The following is a 20,955-nucleotide window of genomic DNA, read 5'->3' as shown; positions in this document are numbered from 1 at the left end:
CCGGTCGCACACCCCGGCGCGCCGGGTGAGTCTGGAGAGGCGCCTCCCCCGCGAAGCCGGGGTCCGGGGACGCAGACGCTGGAGGAAGCGATGGGTGTCCGCAGACTGATCCACGACTGGCCCGTCCGCCGCCAGCTCACCGGTTCCGACCCGCTCGGGCGCGGCCGGGCCGCGATGTCCGCCCGTACCGAGGCGCTCAGTCCCCGTACCGCGACCGCCGACCGGGTCGTCGGGTCCATCTGCCCGTACTGCGCCGTCGGCTGCGGTCAGCAGGTGTACGTCAAGGACGACCGGGTCGTACAGATCGAGGGGGACCCCGGCTCCCCGGTCAGCCGGGGCCGGCTCTGTCCCAAGGGATCGGCCACGCTCCAGCTCACCACCGGCCCGGCCCGCCGCCACCAGGTCCTCCACCGGCGTCCGTACGCCACGGAGTGGGAGCCGCTCGATCTGGAGACGGCCATGGACATGGTCGCGGAGCGGATGGTCGAGACCCGTCGCCGTACCTGGGAGTGGGAGCACGAGGGGCTGCGCACCGCGCGCACGCTGGGGATCGCCAGCCTCGGCGGGGCCACCCTCGACAACGAGGAGAACTACCTCATCAAGAAGCTGTTCACCGGTCTGGGGGTGGTCCAGGTCGAGAACCAGGCCCGGGTCTGCCACAGCTCCACCGTGGCCGGTCTCGGTGCCTCGTTCGGACGCGGCGGCTCCACCACCTTCATGCAGGACCTCCAGCACGCGGACTGCATCGTCATCCAGGGCTCCAACTACGCGGAAGCGCACCCGGTCGGCTTCCAGTGGGTCATGGAGGCGAAGGCACGCGGCGCCACGATCATTCACGTGGATCCGCGGTTCACCCGTACGAGCGCGGTCGCCGACCTGTTCGTACCGATCCGCGCGGGCAGTGACATCGCCTTCCTCGGGGCGCTCATCAACCATGTGCTCACCGAGGAGAAGGACTTCCGGGAGTACGTGCTCGCGTACACCAACGCGGCCACGCTCGTCAGCGAGGACTTCCGGGACACCGAGGATCTCGGCGGGGTCTTCTCCGGGTTCGACGAGGAGCTGCGCAACTACGACCACACGAGCTGGCAGTACGAGAGCGCGGAGCGGTCCGGACGGCCCGGACGGCAGGACGGGGACAGGCACGGACGGCAGGGCAGGGACAGGCACGCCGAGGCCTGTATCCATGAGGCCGGCCACGCGGAGTCGCACGGCTCCGGCGGCCCCAAGGCCGAAGCCCGGCCCGCGCGCGACGAGACGCTGCGGCATCCGCGCTGTGTCTACCAGATCCTCAAGAGGCACTACGCGCGCTACACCCCCGAACTGGTCGAGGAGACCTGCGGCATCCCCCGTGAGACCTTCCGGCGGGTGTGCGACGCCCTGACCGCCAACTCCGGCCGCGAGCGCACCAGCGCCTTCGTCTACGCCGTCGGCTGGACTCAGCACTCGGTCGGTTCCCAGTACATCCGCGCGGCCAGTGTGCTCCAGCTCCTGCTCGGCAACATCGGCCGCACCGGAGGCGGCATCCAGGCGCTACGCGGCCACGCCTCGATCCAGGGCTCCAGCGACATCCCCACGCTCTTCAATCTCCTTCCGGGCTATCTGCCGATGCCCCACGCGCACGCCCACCCGGACCTGGAGTCCTACATCGACGCGAGCCGTACGGAGAAGGGCTTCTGGGGCAACGCGCGGGCGTACTTCGTCAGTCTGCTGAAGGCGTACTACGGCGACGCGGCCACTGCCGGCAACGACTTCTGCTACGACCACCTGCCCCGGCTGACCGGCTCGCACTCCACCTACGAGACGGTCGTCGCGCAGCTCGACGGCGTCTGCAAGGGCTACTTCCTGATGGGGGAGAACCCGGCCGTGGGCTCGGCCAACACCCGTCTCCAGCGCCTCGCCATGGCCAATCTGGACTGGCTGGTCGTACGGGACTTCTCCCTGATCGAGTCCGCGACCTGGTGGCAGGACGGCCCCGAGATCGAGACCGGCGAGCTGCGTACGGAGTCCATCGGCACGGAGGTCTTCTTCTTCCCGGCCGCCGCGCACACCGAGAAGTCCGGCTCGTTCACCAACACCAACCGCTGGCTCCAGTGGCACCACGCCGCCGTGGAACCCGCGGGCGACGCCCGCAGCGATCTGTGGTTCATGTACCACCTCGGCAGGCGCGTCAAGGCGAAGCTGGCCGCCTCCACCGATCCGATGGACCGGCCCGTACAGGATCTGGCGTGGGACTACCCGGTGGAGGGACCCTACGACGACCCGGTCGCCGAGGCCGTGCTCGCCGAGATCAACGGATACGCCGCCGACGGTTCACCGCTGAGCGCCTACACCGAGCTGAAGGGCGACGGCTCGACCCGGTGCGGCTGCTGGATCTACTGCGGGGTGTACGCGGACGGCGTCAACCGGGCCGCCCGCCGCAAGCCGCACACCGAGCAGGACTGGGTCGCCGCGGAGTGGGCCTGGGCCTGGCCCGCCAACCGCCGCATTCTCTACAACCGGGCGTCCGCCGCCCCCGACGGCACCCCCTGGAGCGAACGCAAGGCGTACGTCTGGTGGGACGGCGCGCACGGACGGTGGACCGGCCGCGACGTCCCGGACTTCATCCTCGACCGCGCTCCGGACCACGTACCGCCGGACGGCGCCACCGGACCCGACGCGCTGCGCGGCGACGATCCCTTCATCATGCAGGCGGACGGCAAGGGCTGGCTGTTCGCGCCCGCCGGGCTGGAGGACGGCCCGCTGCCCACGCACTACGAGCCGCAGGACTCGCCGTTCACCAACGCGCTGTACCCGGCCGTCTCGCGCTCCCCCGTACGGCGGCTGCTCACCCGTGAGGGCAACCGCTTCCACCCCGGCGGCGATGAGCCGGGCGCCGGTGTCTATCCGTACATCGTCACCACCCACCGGCTCACCGAGCACTTCACGGCGGGCGGGATGAGCCGCTGGTCGCCCTATCTCGCCGAACTCCAGCCGGAGTTCTTCTGCGAGATCTCCCCGGGGCTCGCCGCCGAGCGCGGACTCAGACACGGTGGCTGGGCCACGATCGTGACGGCGCGCAACGCCATCGAGGCCCGGGTGATGGTGACCGAGCGGATCAGACCGCTGACGGTGCACGGCCGTACGGTCCACCAGATCGGGCTGCCGTTCCACTGGGGCCCCAACGGGGTCTCCACCGGCGACGCCGCCAACGAACTGGTCGCCATCGCCCTCGACCCCAACGCGCACATCCAGGAGGACAAGGCCCTCACGGCGGACATCATCGAGGGCCGCCGCCCCCGGGGGCCCGATCTGCCCCGGTTCGTCGACGAGTACCGCCGGCGGGCCGGCATCACCGCACAGACCGGAACGGAGACGCGGACGTGACGCACCATCTGCTCAGCGGACCGGAACACGACCCCGCGCGTGACGCGGGCCATGAGGACGCGCCGCCCCGCGTCGGGTTCTTCACCGACACCTCGGTCTGCATCGGCTGCAAGGCGTGCGAGGTGGCCTGCAAGGAGTGGAACACGATCCCCGAGGACGGACTGACCCTCACCGGGATGTCGTACGACAACACCCAGAGCCTCGGCGCCTCCACCTGGCGGCATGTGGCCTTCATCGAGCAGTCCGTGCGGTCCGCGCCGTCCGCGCCGTCCTTGCCGGCCGCCGCGCCGACGAGCGACGGGCGCACGGAACTTCCGCTCGTCTCCGGCGGTGGCGGTGGCGGTGGCGGCGGTGTGAGCGGTGTGAGCGGCGGGGAGGTGCGCTGGCTCATGTCGTCGGACGTCTGCAAACACTGCACACACGCCGCCTGTCTGGACGTCTGTCCCACCGGCTCCCTCTTCCGCACGGAGTTCGGCACGGTCGTCGTGCAGGACGACATCTGCAACGGCTGCGGCTACTGCGTCCCCGCCTGCCCGTACGGGGTCATCGAGCAGCGGCCCTCGGACGGCAGGGCCTTCAAGTGCACGATGTGCTACGACCGGCTCGGCGCCGGGATGGAACCCGCCTGCGCCAAGGCCTGCCCGACCGAGTCCATCCAGTTCGGCGTGCTCGACGAACTGCGCGAGCGGGCCGCGCTGCGGGTCGACCTCCTGCACAAGGAGGGCGTCACCGAGGCACGGCTGTACGGGCACGACCCGGACGACGGGGTCGGCGGTGACGGGGCGTTCTTCCTGCTCCTCGACGAACCCGAGGTCTACGGGCTGCCCCCGGCCCCCGTGGTCACCACCCGCGATCTGCCCGTGATGTGGAAGCACGCGGCCACGGCCGCGCTCTCGCTGATGGGCGGCTTCGCGCTGTCGTTCGGACTCGCGGCGCTTCCCGCGCTCGGCGGAAGGACCGCCATCGGCAGCACGCTCATCGGCAGGACCTCCATCGGCAGGACCTCCATCGGCAGGACTTCCATCGGCAGGACCTCCACCGGCGGAGTGCTCACCGCGCTCACCGCGAGGACGCTCACCGCACGGAAGGGACGGACATGAGGAGAGGGAGGGGCATGACCGCCGCCGAGAGGCCCCCGGACACCCGCCGGCGCAAGCGGAACGGCGAGGAGCCGATGGTGCCCCGGGCCACGTTCGACTCGTACTACGGACGGCCCGTCATCAAGGCGCCCGGCTGGTCGGCCCGCGACATCGCGGGCTACTTCTTCCTCGGCGGACTCGCGGGCGCCGGCTCCGTGCTCGCCGCCGGCGCGCATCTGACGGGCCGCGGGACCACCGCGACGGCGATGAAGGTCTCCTCGCTCGCGGCGATCACCCTCTCGGCCGCCGCGCTCGTCAACGACCTCGGGCGGCCCGAGCGGTTCCTGAACATGCTGCGGGTCGTCAAACCGACCTCGCCGATGAGCATGGGGTCCTGGCTGATCTCCGCGTACGCGCCCTGCGCGGGCGCCGCCGCGCTCTGCGCCACCACCGGCCGGCTGCCCCGGGCGGGGGCGGCGGCCACCGGCGCGGCGGCCGTGCTCGGGCCCCCGCTGGCCGCGTACACGGCGGTGCTCGCGGCGGACACCGCCGTACCCGCCTGGCACGGAGCCCACCGCGAACTCCCCTATGTCTTCGTCGCGTCGGCGACGGCCGCCGCGTCCGGGATGGCACTCGTCCTCGCGCCCGCGCACGAGACCGGTCCCGCCCGGTGCGCCGCCGTGCTGGCGGCGGCGGGGGAGATCGCCGCCATGGCGGCGGCCGAGCGGCGGCTCGGGATGGTCGCCGAGACCTATCGCGAGGGCCGCGCGGGACGGCTCATGCGCGCCTCCCGTGTGCTCATGACGGCCGGCGCGGCGGGCGCGGCCCTCTACGGGCGGCGGAGCCGTACGGTGGCCGTGGGCAGCGGTGCCATGCTGCTCGCGGGCTCGGCCTGTACCCGATTCGGTATCTTCGCGGCGGGTATCGCCTCCGCCGAGGACCCCGCCTACACCGTGCGCCCGCAGCGGGCGGCGAAGGACCGCGAGGCCCTCCGGGGAGCGGCGGTTGTGCATGACGGGGAAGGATGAGGTAGACACCTCTCCAGCGGGTCGTCGGCATTCGGGCCGCGCGGCCGCTCCACTCTCCGAACGGTTGTGCATGCCTTCTTCACCGTCCCGCCAGGAACCGATGCGGGGACCGTCCGCCGCGTCCGCGCCGAACGCGCGTCCGCAGCACCACGGCATCTTCCTGGAGCCGCGCTACACCGTTGAACTGCCGCCCCTGAACGAGGGCGAGGGGGAGGACGACGGCGGCGGCATGGACAGCGTCCCCGACAGGTCCATGGACAGGACCCCGGAGAGGTCCTCGGACCGTTCCTCCGACAGGTGGTCCTCCGACAGGTCCTCTTCCGACAGGTCCTCCTCCGCACGCCGCCGTACGAACGCCCAGCGTCGCGGATGAGCGCCGACCGGACGGGCCAGGTGATCACCCGGCCCGTCGGTCGTCGGCCCAGTCGATCCGGTAGTACCTCAGCCGCTCGTCCTGCGAGACGAGCCGCATCCCGACCGCGGCCATGACACGCTGGGACGCGGTGTTGTCATGGTCGGTGTCGCCCTTCACGGAGGTGATGCCGCGGGAGCGCGCGAAGCGCAGCAGCGCGCGCACGGCCTCGGAGGCGTATCCCCTGCCGTGCGCCGACGGGATCAGCCCGTAGCCGATCGTGACGCGGAGATCCTCGTCGGGGGCGCCGTGGAAGCCGAGACCGCCGATCGCCCGGCCGTCCTCGCGCAGACGGATCTCGTACGCGCCGAAGGGCTGGGGGTCACCGGTGATCGCGCAGGTCGTCAGATAGCGCCTGGCGCCCACCATGTCGTCGTCCGCGGGATAGCCGGTCGCCCACCGGTCGCCGTCCTCCGGCTCGCCCGCCGCGACCCGCTCGGCCTCCACGACACTCAGCGGATGGAGCACGAGCCGCTCTGTCACAAGATCATCCATGACATGGAGACGTATCACGTGCCGTGTCCCGGCCACAGCCGGTTCACCGGACCTCGTGGTCCCGTACGCCCGGAGGCCACCGCGGCGTCGCCCGGAAGTCCTCAGGGCCCGCCGGAGCGCCGTGCGGCGAGGCGGCAGGGCCACCGGACCGCCGGGCCGTCAAGGGCGCGTCAAGAGGCCCTCGGACGGCGGCAGGGGCGCGTCAAGACCTCCGCCCGCGCGGTGCCGCGGGGGCCGCGAGGACGGAGCCTGGAGAACGCAGCCTGGAGTGACCGGCGGGCCACGCCACGGCCCGGGAGCCCGGGACACGGCCCGGGGACGACGTACGGCGAGGTGGACGATGACATACCCGCTCCGTGACCGTGTCGCCCTGATCGCGGCGCTCGCGGCGCCTTTGCTGGTGGCGCTGGTGCTGGTGCCGTTCCGTACGGGTCTGCCGGGGACCAATCTCGCGCTGATCCTGGTCGTGGTGATCGTGGCGGTGTCGGCCCTGGGCAACCGTGCCGCGGGCCTGCTCGCCGCGCTCTCCTCGGCGGTGTGGTTCGACTTCTTCCTCACCCGGCCCTACGAGCGTTTCACCGTCACCGACCCGAACGACATCACGACGGCCGTCCTGCTGCTGGCCGTGGGACTGGCCGTGTCACTGCTGGCCGTACGGGCACGCCGACTGCGTGTACTGACGGTGGTGGACTCGGGCCTGCTCGCCCGGATCCACGACACCGCCGCGCTCGCCCGTTCCACCGGCTCACCCGACGCCGTGGTGGACCAGGTCAGCCGCCATCTCGTCGAGATCCTGCGGCTGCGCGGCTGCCGCTTCGAGTACGGCACCCTGCTCGGTCATCCGGCCCGGCTGCTTCAGGACGGCACGGTCGTCGTGGACGGCCGGCCCTGGGAGCTGGAACGGCTCGGCTGGCCGGACGGTGAGACCGAGATCAGGGTCTCCGGGCACGGCCGCTATCTGGGCCGCTTCATGCTCCGCCCCAGCCCCGGTCTCATCCCCACCCGCCAGGTCCGCCAGGTCGCGGTGACCCTGGCCGACGACGCGGGCACCGCGCTCGACACCGTGGGCCCGGTCCTGGACCGGTGAGTTACGTTGGTCCCCGCCGGCGTGCGCGAGCGCCGGCGGACGTGCGCGAGGATCAGCGGCGTGCGCGAAGGACCGGGGGCGTGTGCGGGGATCTGGGGAGGGGGCCGGGGTGACGCGTGGAGCGGCTGCTCGGGGTCGGGCCGCGTCCGTCGGACGGACGCGTCCGCGTCCTCGTCCCGTACGCCGCCGTGTGGTGGCGGTCGTCCTGGCCGCCCTCGTGGTGAGCGGTTGCGCCGGCGCCCCGGACAGCGCGGTGGACGGCTCACGGGGGCGGGAGCGGGCGGAGGGGAGCGGGCCGAGCGCCGTCCGGCATGACCGCAAGCCCATCCGGGACCGTTTTCCGGAGTTCGGTGAGATCAGCGGCACCTCCTGGGTGTCCGACGTCCTCAACGACGGCGGCCGCTCCGATGTGCCGGGTCCCTCGGACGTCCGGCTCACGGGTGTGGCGTCCCTGTCCGGCGCCGCTGCCGCCGCGATCTCCGAGCGCTACTCCTGGCGGGGTTCAGGACCGCCGTCCTCGGTTCCGAAGACCCTTCTGCCCGAGCTGCCGACGGAGCGCGACTGGCTGACCAGCGCCGACTTCGACGCCGCCGTGACCAGGGGCGAGTACACCGGAACGTTCTATCTGAGCGTCGACCGCGGTGTGGTCCTGTTCGACGCCGTCAATCCGTCGATCCGGTGAGCCGTACCGCCTGAGACGTACCGGCCGGCGGTCCCCGTGACCGGCGTCGGGACCGGCGCCCTCAGCGGCGTCCGGCCGGTGCCGGGCGCCCGGCCGGGATACGGCCCGCCACGACCGCCGAGGCGAGCGCCGCGTGATCGGCCGCGTTCCGGTCCGCGTAGCGCAGCGAGAAATCGGCCATGGCACGGTCGAAGACATCGGAGGCGCCGAGGTAGTGGGCGATGGCGATGCGGTCGCCCGACCGCGCGTGGGTACGCGCCAGAGCCCGGCCGCACAGCCACGCCTGGTCGTACAGCAGCGAGGGCGACAGATCGTCGATGGCGAGGGAGGCCTTGGTGTCACGCAACTGACGCCAGTAGAAATGACGCCCCTCGGGCCCGGTCACCCAGCCGAGGAAGAGATCGCCTCCGGTCTGGAGCAGCCGCTGCCCCGCGACGATGCGATGTCCCTGATGGGCGTAGCCGCTCGGCTGGAGATGGGGTTCCAGTACGGACCTCTCGGCCTCCTTGATCTGGAGGAGGAGCAGATCGTCGGTGTCACGCCCCGCCAGCAGCACGATGTGGCAGCGCAGACCGACACCCGCCACCCCCACCACCTTCCGGGCCGCGTCCACGAAGCGGTAGCGGTCGAGCAGGGTCCGCCGTTCCTCCGGGAGCGTGGACCGGTAACCGATGAAGATGCGCCGCAGCATGGCCATGTCGAGCCGCCCCACCGGTTCGAGCAGCGGTGGGTCGGGAGCGATCCCGCGCTGCCCGTCCGGCATGGCGGTCAGCTCCTCCAGCGCCCGCAGGGTGGTGCGCGGCCGGGCGAGCGACGGGTCCGCCTCGATGTGTTCCTGCCGGCCCGGTCGCACGAGCGGCAATATGTCGGCGGTGTCGATGTGCTCGTACCAGACGTCGAGTTCACCGAGACCGGCCAGCCGGTGCATCGACGTGCGGTACGCCTCGGCCGCGGCCTGGACGGCCCTGCGGGTGTCGGTGCCGGACTGCCCGTTGTCGCGGGCGGCCACCGCGATGCTCGCCGCGAGCCGCTTCACATCCCATTCGAACGGTCCCGGATGGGTCTCGTCGAAGTCGTCCACATCGAAGAGCAGGGCGCGGTCGGACGAGGCGAACGCGCCGAAGTTCAGCAGATGGGCGTCCCCGCAGAGCTGCACCGTCAGCCCCGAGCGCGGCTGGGTGGCCAGATCGGCGGCCATCACGGCGGCGGCGCCGCGCAGAAAGGCGTAGGGGGAGACGGCCATCCGCTCGAACCGCAGGGGCAGCAGTTCGGGCACCCGGGTGGCGGTCTGCCGGGCCAGTGAGGTGAGCGGATCGAGCCGGTCGGCCGCCGGTATCCACAGTCCGTGCGAGGAGCGCGACGCCTCTTTGCGCGCGGCCCTGCCGTGTGCCGCCCGGTCGGCGGGGGTGAACATGAAAGGCCCCTCTCGCTCCGGTGGTGGGTGCCGCGGCACGGTTGCTGAGCACGAGCATTCCCTCCCCGCGGGCGGGCGGCCCGGCGGGACGGGCATTCGGGTGGTCCTGACAAATGCGGAACCGTACCTGTCGGTGTGCTCCGCGTGGCATGCTCGATAAGAGCCCTTACCGGCGACAACACCGCGCGTTCGCAGGGTGATTCGGGAGGTCGGATGGACACGGGCCGGGAATCCGCAGACACACCGTCAGCTCGTACGGGCATGTCCCGCGCGGGCGCCCCTGCCGAGGGGGCGACCCGTACGGGCATATCCCGGGCGGGTACGTCTCGCACCGGAGCCGCTCCCGCGGACCCCTCCGCCACCGGCGCCCCGCCGGCCCGCGGGGACCGGAGCGCGCGGACACGGCGGGCCGACCGCGCCGACGGGACCGGGCAGCAGCCTCCCGGCGGCGACCACCCGGCCGGCGGGGGACAGGACCGGCGGGCGCAGCGCCGTCAGCGGCTGCTCGCCACCGCGCTCGGTCTGTTCACCACCCGCGGCTACACCGGCACCTCCATCGAGCGGATCTGCGCCGGCGCCCATGTCTCCATCCGCGCGTTCTACGAGGAGTTCGAGAGCCGCGAGGCGGTGCTCATCGCCCTCCACAACGATGTCGCCCGAGCCGGTATGGAGGCCGCGCTGACGGTGCTCAGCGATCCCGCGGCGGAGAGCGCGAGCACCCGCGAGCGGATCACGGCGCTGACACACGCCTATGTGGACGCCGTGACCGCCGATCCCGCGGCCACCCGGATCGCGTTCATCGAGGTCGTCGGGGCCGGGCAGGCGCTGGACGATCACCGGCTCCTGTGGCGCGGTCTGTGGGCCGGCTTTCTCACCGGGGAGGCGGAACGCGCCGTCGGGCGCGGCGAGGCCGTACCACGCGACTACACACTCGCCATGGTCGCCCTCATCGGGGCCGTCAACGAGCTGATGGCGCACTGGGCGCGCGACAGCGGCTCGCTCAGCCGCCGGCGGCTGGCCGGCGAACTGGTCCACCACGCTCTCGCCACCCTCGGTATCCCGCCGGGCGGCCCCGCCGCGGACGAAGGGGAATGACACGACGGCCGGGCTACGGCACGAGGTCCTGACCCATGGCCGGGCGCGGACGGCCCTGGGCCGCGTATGGCACCGCGTGAGCCCGTCCCGTACGACCGGTGGCGTATGACCGGCCCCGGCCCGTCGGCGCCTCCGGGATCCACCGGCCCGGTCCCACCGGCTCCCCCGGCCTCGGCTCCCGGTTCCGCCGGACATATGGCCCCACCAGGGCGTCCTCGCGGCGCCCGGTGCCGACCGCGTGATCGGCGGCGCGTGATCCTGGTGTCGTGACCGCTCCGCCGAGGCCCTAGCCTGAGAGCACGATGAACCGTTTGACAACACCCTGGGGCGAGTTCGGCCTCACCCGCTTCCCCGAGCTTCCTCGCGACACGCTACGCGCGTGGGACACCGCCGACGAGTATCTGCTGCGGCATCTCGCGGGGACCGACACCGGCACCGGGCCGACGGACCTCTCGGGCACCGTCGTCGTCCTGGGGGACCGGTGGGGCGCCCTGACCACCGTGCTCGCCGTCCGCCGGCTCGACCAGCTGTGCGCGGAGCCGCTCGTACAGATCACCGACTCGTATCTCACCCAGCGGGCGACCCGGGCCAATCTGCGGCGCGGCGGCGCCGACACGGAGGGGGTGCGGCTGCGGTCGGTCAGGGACACCCCGCCGGAGCGCATCGATGTGCTGCTCATCCGTGTCCCCAAGAGCCTGGCGCTGCTGGAGGACCAACTGCACCGGCTCGCACCGGCCGTGCACCCGGGGACCGTGGTCATCGGTACGGGACGGGTCACCGAGATCCACACCTCCACCCTGAAGCTGTTCGAGCAGATCCTCGGTCCGACCAGGACCTCGCTCGCCGAGCGCAAGGCGCGGCTGATCTTCTGCGCGCCCGCGGCGGGCCGGACCAGGACCCCCAGTCCCTGGCCGCACAGCTACACGCTGCCCGAGGGGCTCGGCGCGGTGTCGGGCCGTACCGTCGTCAATCACGCGGGGATCTTCTGTGCGGAACGGCTCGACATCGGCACCCGCTTCCTGCTGCGCAATCTCCCGCGCCGCCACGGTCCCGAGCATGTGGTCGACCTCGGCTGCGGCAACGGTGTGATCGGCACCGCCGCGGCGCTGGCGAATCCGGCGGCCAGGGTGACCTTCGTCGACGAGTCGTTCTCGGCGGTGGCCTCGGCCGAGGCCACCTTCCGCGCGAACGCCGACGCCGCGGCCCCGGCGGACTTCCTGCTCGGTGACGGTCTCTCGGACATGCCCGCGGGGACGGCCGACCTGGTGCTGAACAACCCGCCGTTCCACTCCCACCAGGCGACGACCGACGCGACGGCCTGGCGGATGTTCACCGGGTCGCGCGCCGCGCTGCGGCCCGGGGGAGAGCTGTGGGTCATCGGCAACCGGCATCTCGGCTACCACATCAAGCTGCGGCGGCTCTTCGGCAACTGCGAGACCGTGACGAGCGATCCCAAGTTCGTCATCCTACGGGCCGTCAAACGCTGAACCTCGCATCTGCGAGACGGTATCGCCTCAAGGGTTGTAGATGCGAGGACGAACGGCCTATCTTGTCGCACATGCAGTCCTACACGATCGGTCAGGCCGCCCGGCTTCTCGGGGTGAGTCCCGACACCGCGCGCCGCTGGGCCGACGCGGGCCGGGTCACGACCCATCGTGACGAGGGCGGTCGCCGGGTCATCGACGGCCGCGCGCTCGCGGCGTTCTCCGTCGAGGTCGCACAGGGCGGCAACGGCGAGGACGACGTCTCGTACACCTCGGCCCGCAACGCGTTCCCGGGCATCGTCACCGCCGTCACCCTCGGCGATGTCGCGGCACAGGTGGAGGTCCAGGCGGGACCGCACCGGCTGGTCTCCCTGCTCACGCGGGAGGCCGTCGAGGAACTGGGGCTGGAGGTCGGCATGGAGGCCACCGCCCGGGTGAAGTCCACGAGCGTGCACATCGACCGCACCTGACCGGCATGGTCCGTCGAGCCGCTGTCGCTCGCAGGCCACGGTCCGCTCCGGCGTGCCCCGCCGGTTCCACCGCTCCCGGGGCCGCGCCGTTCCGGGTTCCAGCGACTCGGCGAGCCATTGCGCCACCCGGGCCGCCGTACTTCCAGCGCCATCGCATCGCACGGGCCGCCGCCGTCGTCGGCCCGTCCGCTCGCGTGCCCTTACGGGCCCGTACCGCAAAGGAGTCCACCCCCATGTCCTTCGCTCTCACCCGGCGCCGCGCGGCCACCGCGCTCGTGTCCGCCGTCCTTCTCCTGCCGCTGGCCGCGTGCGGCGGCAATGACGACGGCACGGAGGAGTCCGCCCCCTCGGCCTCCCCGGCCGACCCGTCGTCGAGCGCGGCCCCGGAGGCGGATCTGACCGTGCTCGCCGCCTCGTCGCTGACCGACGTCTTCAAGACGGCGGGCGCCGCGTACGAGAAGGAGAACCCCGGTACGAAGGTGACGTTCTCCTTCGCCGGCTCGCAGGAACTCGCCGCCCAGGTCGAGCAGGGCGCCCCGGCCGACGCGCTGGTCACCGCCGACACGAAGACCATGGACGGGCTCAAGGACGACACGGGCACCCCGGCGATCATCGCCAAGAACCGGCTGGTGATCGCCACCACCGAGGGGAACCCCGAGAAGATCGAGAACCTCAAGGACCTCGCCGATCCGAAGCTGAAGGTCGTCCTGGCCGCGTCCGAGGTCCCCGTGGGCCGGTACAGCCGGCAGGTCCTCGAAGCGCAGAGCGTCACGGTGAAGCCGGTCTCCGAGGAGCCGAACGTCCGCGCCGTACTGAGCAAGGTGGAGCTGGGCGAGGCCGACGCCGGCATCGTCTACAAGACGGACGCCGACTCCGCGCCCGACAAGGTCGACGCCGTGGAGATCCCCGACGCGCAGAACGCCATCGCCGAGTACCCGGCCGCCACCCTCAAGACGTCCGAGCACAGCGCCGCCGCGGCGGCGTTCGTCACCTGGCTCAGTGGCCCCGAGGCGCAGAAGATCCTTCAGGACGCCGGATTCCAGCAGCCGTAGCACCCACCGCGCGCAAGCCATCACCGACGGCCCGGACACCCGTCGGATGACATCCGCTGTGTGACAGGGCTTGTCCGGGGCGCAGGACCGGACAAGCCTGTCATCACACCACAGCCCCCGCTGTCCGCCGACCCCTCAGCCCAGGAACCGGATGAGCCGCCCCCGTACCCGCCGTCCCGGCGCCCCTGTCGCACTCGCGGTGCCCGCGCTGCTCGCGATCGCCTTTCTGCTGCTGCCGCTGATCGGGATTCTCGCGCGTACCTCCTGGGGCGAACTCGGTACGCATCTCACCAGCCCCGAGGTGGTCCAGGCACTGCGGCTGTCGCTGCTGGTCTCCTTCTGGTCGCTCGGGCTCTCCCTGGTGCTCGGGGTGCCGCTGGCCTGGCTGCTGGCCCGGGTGCGGTTCCCCGGCAAGACGCTGGTGCGCACGCTGGTGCTGCTGCCGATGGTGCTGCCCCCCACGGTCGGCGGGGTCGCCCTGCTGCTGGGCTTCGGCCGGCGCGGGCTGCTCGGCCCCTGGCTGGAGGAGAGCTTCGGGCTCACCCTGCCCTTCCACACCTCGGGCGCCGTGGTCGCCGCGACCTTTGTGGCGATGCCGTTCCTCGTCATCAGTCTCGAAGGCGCCCTCGCCGGGCTGCGGCCCGCCTACGAGGAGACCGCCGCCTCGCTGGGAGCCTCGCCGGTACGGGTGTTCCTCACCGTCACCCTGCCCATGGTGGCCCCCGGTCTCGCCGCGGGCGCCGCGCTGACCTGGGCCCGAGCGCTCGGTGAGTTCGGTGCCACGATCACCTTCGCGGGCAATCTGCCGGGCACCACCCAGACCCTGCCGCTCCAGGTCTATCTGCTGCTCCAGGACTCACCGGAGGCCGCGACCTCCGTCTCGCTGCTGCTGCTCGCCATCGCCATGGGCGTGCTGATCGCCCTGCGCGGACGGTGGACCACCGGAGCCGTCGACCGCGTACCCCGTCCCGGCCCGGTCTCCGACGAACAGGCGGCGCCACCGGCCGACCGGGGCATGGGCGCCCTCACGACCGCGGGGCCCGCGGACCACGAGCCGTTTCCCGTCCCCGGGCCGCCCGCCGCCGGACCGCCCGCCTCTCATGAGCGGTGGCGGCTGCACGCCGAGGTCACCGGGTTCAACCGGCTCACCCTCGACGCCGAGCCCGGTACCACCATCGCCGTCGTCGGACCCAACGGAGCCGGCAAGACCACGCTGCTGCGCGCCCTTCTCGGACTCACGCCGCGCGCCCATGCCCGGCTCCGCCTCGGCGACCTGGACGTCACCTCGCTCCCGCCGCACCGGCGAGGTGTCGCCTGGGTCCCGCAGAACGGCGCGCTCTTCCCGCATCTCAGCGCGCTCGCCAACACCGCGTACGGGCTGCGCGCCCACGGCGTGCGGCGGGCCGAGGCCCGCCGCACCGCCCAGCAGTGGCTCGACCGGCTCGGTGTCGGCCATCTCGCCCAGCGCAAGCCGCACCAGGTCTCCGGCGGCCAGGCGCAGCGGATCGCGCTGGCCCGCGCGCTCGCCGCCAGCCCCCGGCTGCTGCTCCTGGACGAGCCGCTGGCCGCGCTCGACCAGACCACCCGGGCGCGGGTACGGCACACCCTGCGCGGCCATCTCGACGGCTTCGGCGGGGTCTGTCTGATCGTCACCCACGATCCGGTCGAGGCCATCTCGCTGGCCGACCGGGTGCTCGTACTCGACGAGGGGCTGGCCCTCCAGGACGCCCCTCCCGGCGAGGTGACGCGCCACCCGCGCTCGCCCTGGGTGGCCAGGATGCTCGGCCGCAACGCCTGGCCGGGCACCTTCGGTCCCGGCGGGCTCGAACTGACCGCGGGCGGGCGGCTGATCGTCGCCGAGCCGTCGGCCGACGGTACGGCCGCCCTGGCCGTCATCGCGCCCGAGGCCGTCTCCGTACACCGGACCCGGCCCGCCGGCAGTCCCCGCAACGTCTGGCCGGGAACGGTCAGGGAGATCACCGCCCTCGGCAGCCGGCTCCGTGTTCTGATCACTTCGGACGAGGCACCGGACCTGATCGCCGAGATCACGCCGGAGGCCGCCGCCGAACTCGGCCTGGCCGACGGCGCGTCCGTATGGACCAGTGTCAAGGCCACCGAGGTGACTCTCGTCGCCATATGAGAACCGTCCCGGGGAGCAGTCCCGGTGAGCGGTCCAGGAGAGCAGGGAGCAAGCGATGTTGCTGCGTCAGTTGGAGTACCTGGTGGCCCTCGCCAGGGAACGGCACTTCGCTCGCGCCGCCGCGGCCTGCTACGTGTCCCAGCCCTCGCTGTCCGCCGCGATCAGAAAGCTCGAACACGAGCTGGACGTACCGATCGTGCGCCGTGGCCGCCGCTTCGAGGGGCTGACGCCCGAGGGCGAGCGGGTACTGCTCTGGGCGCAGCGGATCCTCGCCGAACGCGACGCACTGCGCCATGAGCTGTCGGCGATGCGCGGCGGGCTCGCCGGCACCCTGCGGATGGGCGCCATCCCCACGGCTCTCACCGCGGCCTCGCTGCTCACCACACCGTTCGTGGAACGGCACCCCCGGGCGCGCGTCTCGCTCGACTCGCTCTCCTCACGTGACATCACCCAGCGTCTGGCCGAGTTCGAGCTGGACATCGCGCTCACCTATCTGGACGACGAGAGCCTCGGCCAGGTGCGCAGGACCCCGCTCTACGAGGAGCGTTATCTGCTGCTCACCCCGCGGAACGGCCCGATGAAGGGACAACCGGCGGCCGGCTGGGCGGAGATAGCCGAACTGCCGCTCTGCCTGCTCTCCCCGCAGATGCGCAACCGTCTGATCATGGACGAGTACTTCGCCGCGGACGGGGTGACCGCCGTGGTCCCGGCGATCGAGACCGACTCCGTCGCCGGTCTGTACGCGCATCTCACGGCGGGGCGGTGGTCCAGCGTGATCTCACACGCCTGGCTCCATATGTTCGGCGTTCCCGACGGCATGGTCGTCATCCCGGTGGCGCACCCGGCGCACGGCCCCCGGGTCGGTCTGGTCATCGCCGACCGCAGCCCCGAACCGGTACTGGCCAGAGCCCTCTTGGAGATCGCCAGGGAAGCGGGCGTACGGGAGGCCCTCGACCAGCTCCTCGACACCTATCTGCACCCCGCCGGGCCACTGGGATAGCCGGTCCCTATCCCGACATAGAAAGGTTCATTTTGACCATGGGCACCGTCCGGAGCAGGGTGGAAGAACCTTCCCGCAACAACGGACGAGGAGCCGCAGTCATGGCAAAGGTGCTGTGTGTGCTGTACGACGACCCGGTCGACGGATACCCGAAGACCTACGCCCGGGACGACCTCCCCAAGATCGACCACTACCCCGGCGGCCAGACCACCCCCACCCCGCGGGGCATCGACTTCACCCCCGGGCACCTGCTCGGAAGCGTCTCCGGTGAACTGGGTCTGCGCAGCTATCTGGAGTCCCAGGGACACACCCTGGTCGTCACATCCGACAAGGACCGGGAGGGATCGGTCTTCGACCGGGAACTGGTCGACGCCGACATCGTCATCTCCCAGCCCTTCTGGCCGGCCTATCTGACGCCCGAGCGGATCGCGAAGGCCGAGAACCTCAAGCTGGCCATCACCGCCGGCATCGGCTCGGACCATGTCGACCTCGACGCCGCCATCGCCAAGGGCGTCACCGTCGCCGAGGTCACGTACTGCAACAGCATCAGCGTCGCCGAGCACGTGGTGATGATGACGCTGTCGCTCGTACGGAACTATCTGCCCTCCTACAAGTGGGTCCTGGACGGCGGCTGGAACATCGCCGACTGTGTCGCCCGCTCGTACGACCTGGAGGGCATGCAGGTCGGCACCGTGGCCGCGGGCCGTATCGGGCTCGCCGTGCTGCGCCGTCTCGCGCCCTTCGACGTCGGCCTGCACTACACCGACCGGCACCGGCTGCCCGAGTCCGTGGAGCAGGAGCTGGGGCTCACCTGGCACGAGAGCGCCGCCGCGATGGTCCCGCACTGCGACGTCGTCACCATCAACGCGCCCCTCCACCCCGAGACGGAGGGACTCTTCGGCGATGAGCTGATCGCCACGATGAAGCGCGGCGCGTATCTCATCAACACCGCGCGCGCGAAGATCGCCGACCGTGACGCGATCGACCGCGCGCTGCGGAGCGGACAGCTCGCCGGGTACGCGGGCGATGTGTGGTACCCGCAGCCCGCGCCGGCCGACCACCCCTGGCGGACCATGCCGCACCACGGCATGACCCCGCACATCTCGGGCTCCTCGCTCTCGGCGCAGGCGCGGTACGCGGCGGGCACGCGGGAGATCCTGGAGAACTGGTTCGCGGGCACCCCGCTGCGTGACGAGTACCTGATCGTCGACAAGGGTGCGCTGGCCGGGGTGGGGGCGCACTCCTACTCCGTGGCGAAGAGCTGACGGCTTCGGTACCGGTTCACCGCGGCGGGACCCCCGGCCCGCCGCGGTTCGCCGTCCGGCGGGGGGCCGGGGTGCTTGGTGCGTTTCGGCTCGGGCCGGTGGGTGGGTGCGGGTTGTCGGTCGCTTCCGTGCGGTGCGCGCCCGGCGGCGCGGGGGCCGGTCCTGGGTGCGGGAGCCGGGACACTCCGGAGGCGCGTGTCCGGACGGCATGATCTGCGCCGCGTGCGGGTCCCGTTCCCGGGTGCGGCTCGGTGTGCGGCACCCATCGCGCTCCCGTGTCCGGACACGCGGCTCCCGCGACCCCGTCCCCCTCCCGCCCGTCACCCTCAGCGGGCCGGCGGGGGAGACGGGTCGCCTCAGGGCGGGTTACCTCGGCCACCCGATCTCCAAGGACAACCGTCACACTGGTGTCCGTGTCCTCACTTCCTCACCAGGTTCAACTCGGTTCCCCGGCGGGCCATATGGTCGTCTGCGGCGACGACACGCTCGCCCAGCGGCTCGCCGGCGAGTTGCGGGACGTCTACGGCGAGCAGGTCACGCTGGTCGTTCCTCCCGTACGCGTTCACCTTCCGACCGCGCCGCTCGTGGCGCGGGGCAGGGCGTCCGCGTTCATCGGGAGGATGTCCGCGGCGGTGACCCGTACGGCCCCGGACCCGCCCGGACCGGTGGGCGGCGGCGCCGGGAGGGCCGAAGGGCCGCGTGTCGTCGAGGCGTTGGACCTCGACGAGGAGGTTCTCGTGGACGCGGGCGTACGGGAGGCGGCGGCGCTCGCGCTCGTCCATGGGGACGACGAGATCAATATCCGGGCCGCGCTCGCCGCCCGCCGGCTCAACCCCCAGCTGCGCCTCGTCATCAGGCTCTACAACCGCAAGCTCGGCCAGCATCTGGAGGCGCTGCTCGACCAGGCCGCCGCCGTCGCCGTGCCCGGTCTCGACACGGCCGCGCTGGACGCGTCCACCACGGTCCTCTCGGACGCGGACACCGCGGCGCCCGCGCTGGCCGCCACCGCCGTCGCGGGCACCAGCAAGGTCGTCAGGGCCGACGGGCTGATGCTCAGGGCCGTGGAGCGCACCCCGCCGGGGCCCGGCGAGGTGGCCGACCCGGGGTTGTGCACCCTCGCCCTGCTCTCCGCCACCACCAACGACCCGGCGGGCGCGGAGGGTTCGGACAACAGCGGTCAGGAGGGCCCGCGGCTGCTGCCCGACGAGGCCAGTGCCGCCGCCGCCACCGGACGCGGCACGGTGGTCCTGGAGGCGGTGTCCCATGTGGGCCCCGATCTGCCGACGGGCCGGCTCGCCGGCCGTGGCGCGCCGCTGGGCTCGCTGTTCTCCCGCCGGGTGCGCTGGTCCTTCGCCGGGATCGCGCTGGCCGTACTCACCCTGGCCGTGGCCTCCTGGGTCCTCACCGGGGTCCATCCGCTGCGCGCGACCTATCTCACGCTGCTCGATCTCTTCGCCATAGGGGATCCGGCGGTCGGCGAACCGGCCCCACGTCAGATCCTGCAACTCCTCTCCGGGGCCACGGGACTTCTGCTGCTGCCCGTGGTGATCGCGGCGGTGCTGGAGGCCCTGGGAACGTTCCGTACGGCGTCCGCCCTGCGCCGTCCGCCGCGCGGTATCTCCGGCCATGTGGTGCTGCTCGGGCTCGGCAAGATCGGCAGCCGGGTGCTGGTGCGGCTGCGTGAGCTGGGTATCCCGGTGGTCTGTGTGGAGGAGGACCCCGACGCGCGGGGCATCGCGCTCGCCCGCAGTCTGCGGGTGCCGGTCGTCCTCGGTGATGTGACCCAGGAAGGGGTGCTGGAGGCGGCCAAGATCCAGCGGGCGCACGCGCTGCTGGCCCTGACCAGCGCCGACACCACCAATCTCGAAGCCGCGCTGTACGCGCGCTCGGTCGTTCCCGGTCTGCGCGTGGCGCTGCGGGTGTACGACGACGACTTCGCGACCGCCGTCTACCGCACCCTGCGCGCCGCCCACCCCGGCGCCCTCACCCGCAGCCGCAGTGTCTCCACCCTGGCGGCCCCCGCCTTCGCCATCGCCATGATGGGGCGTCAGATCCTGGGCGCCATCCCGGTGGAGCGCAAGGTGCTGCTCGTGGCGGCGATCGATGTGGCGGGCCATCCACGGCTCGAAGGACGCACGGTCGAGGAGGTGTTCCGGCCCGGTGCCTGGCGGATCATCGCGCTGGACACCGCGGAGCCGGGGGACCGGGTGCCCGATCTGGCGGACACCCGTCTCGACCGCGAGGGACGCCGCCCGCAGGGGCTCGTCTGGGATCTGCACCCCGGCTATGTGCTGCATCCACGGGACCGGGTGGTACTGGCGGCCACCCGGCGCGGCCTCGCGGAGCTGCTCGGCCGCCGCCCCGCCCGCCGGACCCCGGATCCCGGCTAGGGCGGGTCCGGGGATCCCGGCTAGGACGGGTCCGGCCGGGGATGCGGGCGGGGCGGGCGGGAACGAGAATGGCCACACCGGATGAACGAGGAGGCGGCATGAACGCGGAGTCCGCTGCGGGGCCGGAGGAGTACGAGGGCATCACCCCGGACCGGCTGCTGCACACCGCCGGTGCCGAGGTGACGGCGGAAGACCTGGCACTGGCCTCGGGTCGCGATCTCACCCCGGAGAACATCGAGTGGGCCAGGCGCCGGCTGGCCGAGAAGGGCCGCGCGGCCATCGAGGAGCAGCTCCCGTAGCCCCCCGGTCACCGTCCGCGGTCACGGATCGCCCTAGGGCCGGATCTTGCCGGGTTCGCGTGCCCCGGCACCGCGCCTCGCCGCGTTGTCCAGCCTGATCCAAACGAAAGCCTCTGGCCGCCACCCCTGACAAGGGCCGCGTCGAGTCGTCGGCCCCCAGGTCCGTCCCAGCGCGTCCCCGCCGCACACCCGCGGCG

17 protein-coding genes are annotated in these 20,955 nt (G+C 72.3%); 15 read left to right on the top strand and 2 right to left on the bottom strand.

Translation table 11 applies throughout. The features are described from left to right. Nucleotides 1–90 precede the first annotated feature (90 nt). From fdh to ACWGDX_RS26805, 4 genes are all read left to right on the top strand, one after another. Nucleotides 91–3,366 (top strand): formate dehydrogenase, encoded by a 3,276-nt coding sequence (fdh, locus tag ACWGDX_RS26820; RefSeq protein ID WP_453629547.1) that lies wholly within the window; start codon nucleotides 91–93, stop codon nucleotides 3,364–3,366. Then, nucleotides 3,363–4,466 (top strand): 4Fe-4S dicluster domain-containing protein, encoded by a 1,104-nt coding sequence (locus ACWGDX_RS26815; protein WP_453629545.1) that lies wholly within the window; start codon nucleotides 3,363–3,365, stop codon nucleotides 4,464–4,466. The genes fdh and ACWGDX_RS26815 overlap by 4 nt, the downstream gene beginning before the upstream one ends. Nucleotides 4,467–4,540: 74 nt before the next feature. Next, a complete protein-coding gene (nrfD, locus tag ACWGDX_RS26810) occupies nucleotides 4,541–5,473 on the top strand; it encodes an NrfD/PsrC family molybdoenzyme membrane anchor subunit (RefSeq protein WP_453629630.1) in 933 nt (310 codons plus the stop codon). Nucleotides 5,474–5,573: 100 nt separating this feature from the next. Beyond that, nucleotides 5,574–5,846: a hypothetical protein gene (locus ACWGDX_RS26805; protein WP_453629543.1), complete on the top strand. Its 273-nt coding sequence runs from the start codon at nucleotides 5,574–5,576 to the stop codon at nucleotides 5,844–5,846. A gap of 24 nt (nucleotides 5,847–5,870) precedes the next feature. Here ACWGDX_RS26805 and ACWGDX_RS26800 read toward each other — a convergent pair whose 3' ends face one another. Continuing rightward, nucleotides 5,871–6,380 carry a GNAT family N-acetyltransferase gene (locus tag ACWGDX_RS26800; protein WP_453629541.1) on the bottom strand — a complete coding sequence of 170 codons (510 nt, stop codon included), beginning with the start codon at nucleotides 6,378–6,380 and terminating at the stop codon, nucleotides 5,871–5,873. A gap of 340 nt (nucleotides 6,381–6,720) precedes the next feature. Between ACWGDX_RS26800 and ACWGDX_RS26795 the strand changes: the two genes are divergently transcribed. Both ACWGDX_RS26795 and ACWGDX_RS26790 read left to right on the top strand, forming a co-directional pair. Then, nucleotides 6,721–7,467: a DUF4118 domain-containing protein gene (locus tag ACWGDX_RS26795; RefSeq protein ID WP_453629539.1), complete on the top strand. Its 747-nt coding sequence runs from the start codon at nucleotides 6,721–6,723 to the stop codon at nucleotides 7,465–7,467. 193 nt (nucleotides 7,468–7,660) lie between these two features. Further along, on the top strand, nucleotides 7,661–8,149 hold the full coding sequence (locus tag ACWGDX_RS26790) for a hypothetical protein (RefSeq protein ID WP_453629537.1): 489 nt from the start codon (nucleotides 7,661–7,663) through the stop codon (nucleotides 8,147–8,149). Between the two features lie 61 nt (nucleotides 8,150–8,210). On the opposite strand, the gene ACWGDX_RS26785 is transcribed toward ACWGDX_RS26790, so the two are convergent. After that, entirely contained in the window at nucleotides 8,211–9,563 is a 1,353-nt protein-coding gene (locus tag ACWGDX_RS26785; protein WP_453629536.1) for a DUF2252 domain-containing protein, read from the bottom strand. 261 nt (nucleotides 9,564–9,824) lie between these two features. Here ACWGDX_RS26785 and ACWGDX_RS26780 point away from each other — a divergent pair, with 261 nt between their 5' ends. The 9 genes from ACWGDX_RS26780 to ACWGDX_RS26740 all read left to right on the top strand — a co-directional run bounded on the left by ACWGDX_RS26780 (nucleotide 9,825) and on the right by ACWGDX_RS26740 (nucleotide 20,758). Beyond that, nucleotides 9,825–10,658: a TetR/AcrR family transcriptional regulator gene (locus tag ACWGDX_RS26780; RefSeq protein ID WP_453629534.1), complete on the top strand. Its 834-nt coding sequence runs from the start codon at nucleotides 9,825–9,827 to the stop codon at nucleotides 10,656–10,658. Nucleotides 10,659–10,960: 302 nt separating this feature from the next. Then, nucleotides 10,961–12,145 carry a methyltransferase gene (locus ACWGDX_RS26775; RefSeq protein WP_453629532.1) on the top strand — a complete coding sequence of 395 codons (1,185 nt, stop codon included), beginning with the start codon at nucleotides 10,961–10,963 and terminating at the stop codon, nucleotides 12,143–12,145. Nucleotides 12,146–12,216: 71 nt separating this feature from the next. Beyond that, nucleotides 12,217–12,612, top strand: coding sequence for a TOBE domain-containing protein (locus ACWGDX_RS26770; protein WP_453629530.1), 396 nt, complete (start codon nucleotides 12,217–12,219; stop codon nucleotides 12,610–12,612). Between the two features lie 233 nt (nucleotides 12,613–12,845). Further along, complete coding sequence (gene modA, locus ACWGDX_RS26765; protein ID WP_453629529.1) at nucleotides 12,846–13,664, top strand: molybdate ABC transporter substrate-binding protein; 819 nt, start codon at nucleotides 12,846–12,848, stop codon at nucleotides 13,662–13,664. Between the two features lie 151 nt (nucleotides 13,665–13,815). Continuing rightward, nucleotides 13,816–15,804, top strand: coding sequence for an ABC transporter permease (locus ACWGDX_RS26760; protein ID WP_453629527.1), 1,989 nt, complete (start codon nucleotides 13,816–13,818; stop codon nucleotides 15,802–15,804). 55 nt (nucleotides 15,805–15,859) lie between these two features. After that, entirely contained in the window at nucleotides 15,860–16,804 is a 945-nt protein-coding gene (locus ACWGDX_RS26755; RefSeq protein WP_383040492.1) for a LysR family transcriptional regulator, read from the top strand. 101 nt (nucleotides 16,805–16,905) lie between these two features. Then, on the top strand, nucleotides 16,906–18,069 hold the full coding sequence (locus ACWGDX_RS26750; protein ID WP_405987191.1) for an NAD-dependent formate dehydrogenase: 1,164 nt from the start codon (nucleotides 16,906–16,908) through the stop codon (nucleotides 18,067–18,069). A 461-nt stretch (nucleotides 18,070–18,530) separates the two neighbouring features. Further along, the gene (locus ACWGDX_RS26745; protein WP_453629628.1) at nucleotides 18,531–20,459 is read left to right on the top strand and encodes an NAD-binding protein; all 1,929 of its coding nucleotides are present in this window, start codon (nucleotides 18,531–18,533) and stop codon (nucleotides 20,457–20,459) included. Nucleotides 20,460–20,557: 98 nt separating this feature from the next. Beyond that, a complete protein-coding gene (locus ACWGDX_RS26740; protein ID WP_453629524.1) occupies nucleotides 20,558–20,758 on the top strand; it encodes a hypothetical protein in 201 nt (66 codons plus the stop codon). Nucleotides 20,759–20,955 lie beyond the last annotated feature (197 nt).

Source organism: Streptomyces sp. NPDC055025 (genome assembly GCF_053608565.1).
Note: the sequence above shows the minus strand (reverse complement) of the source record. Positions and strands in the feature narration are given on the sequence as shown.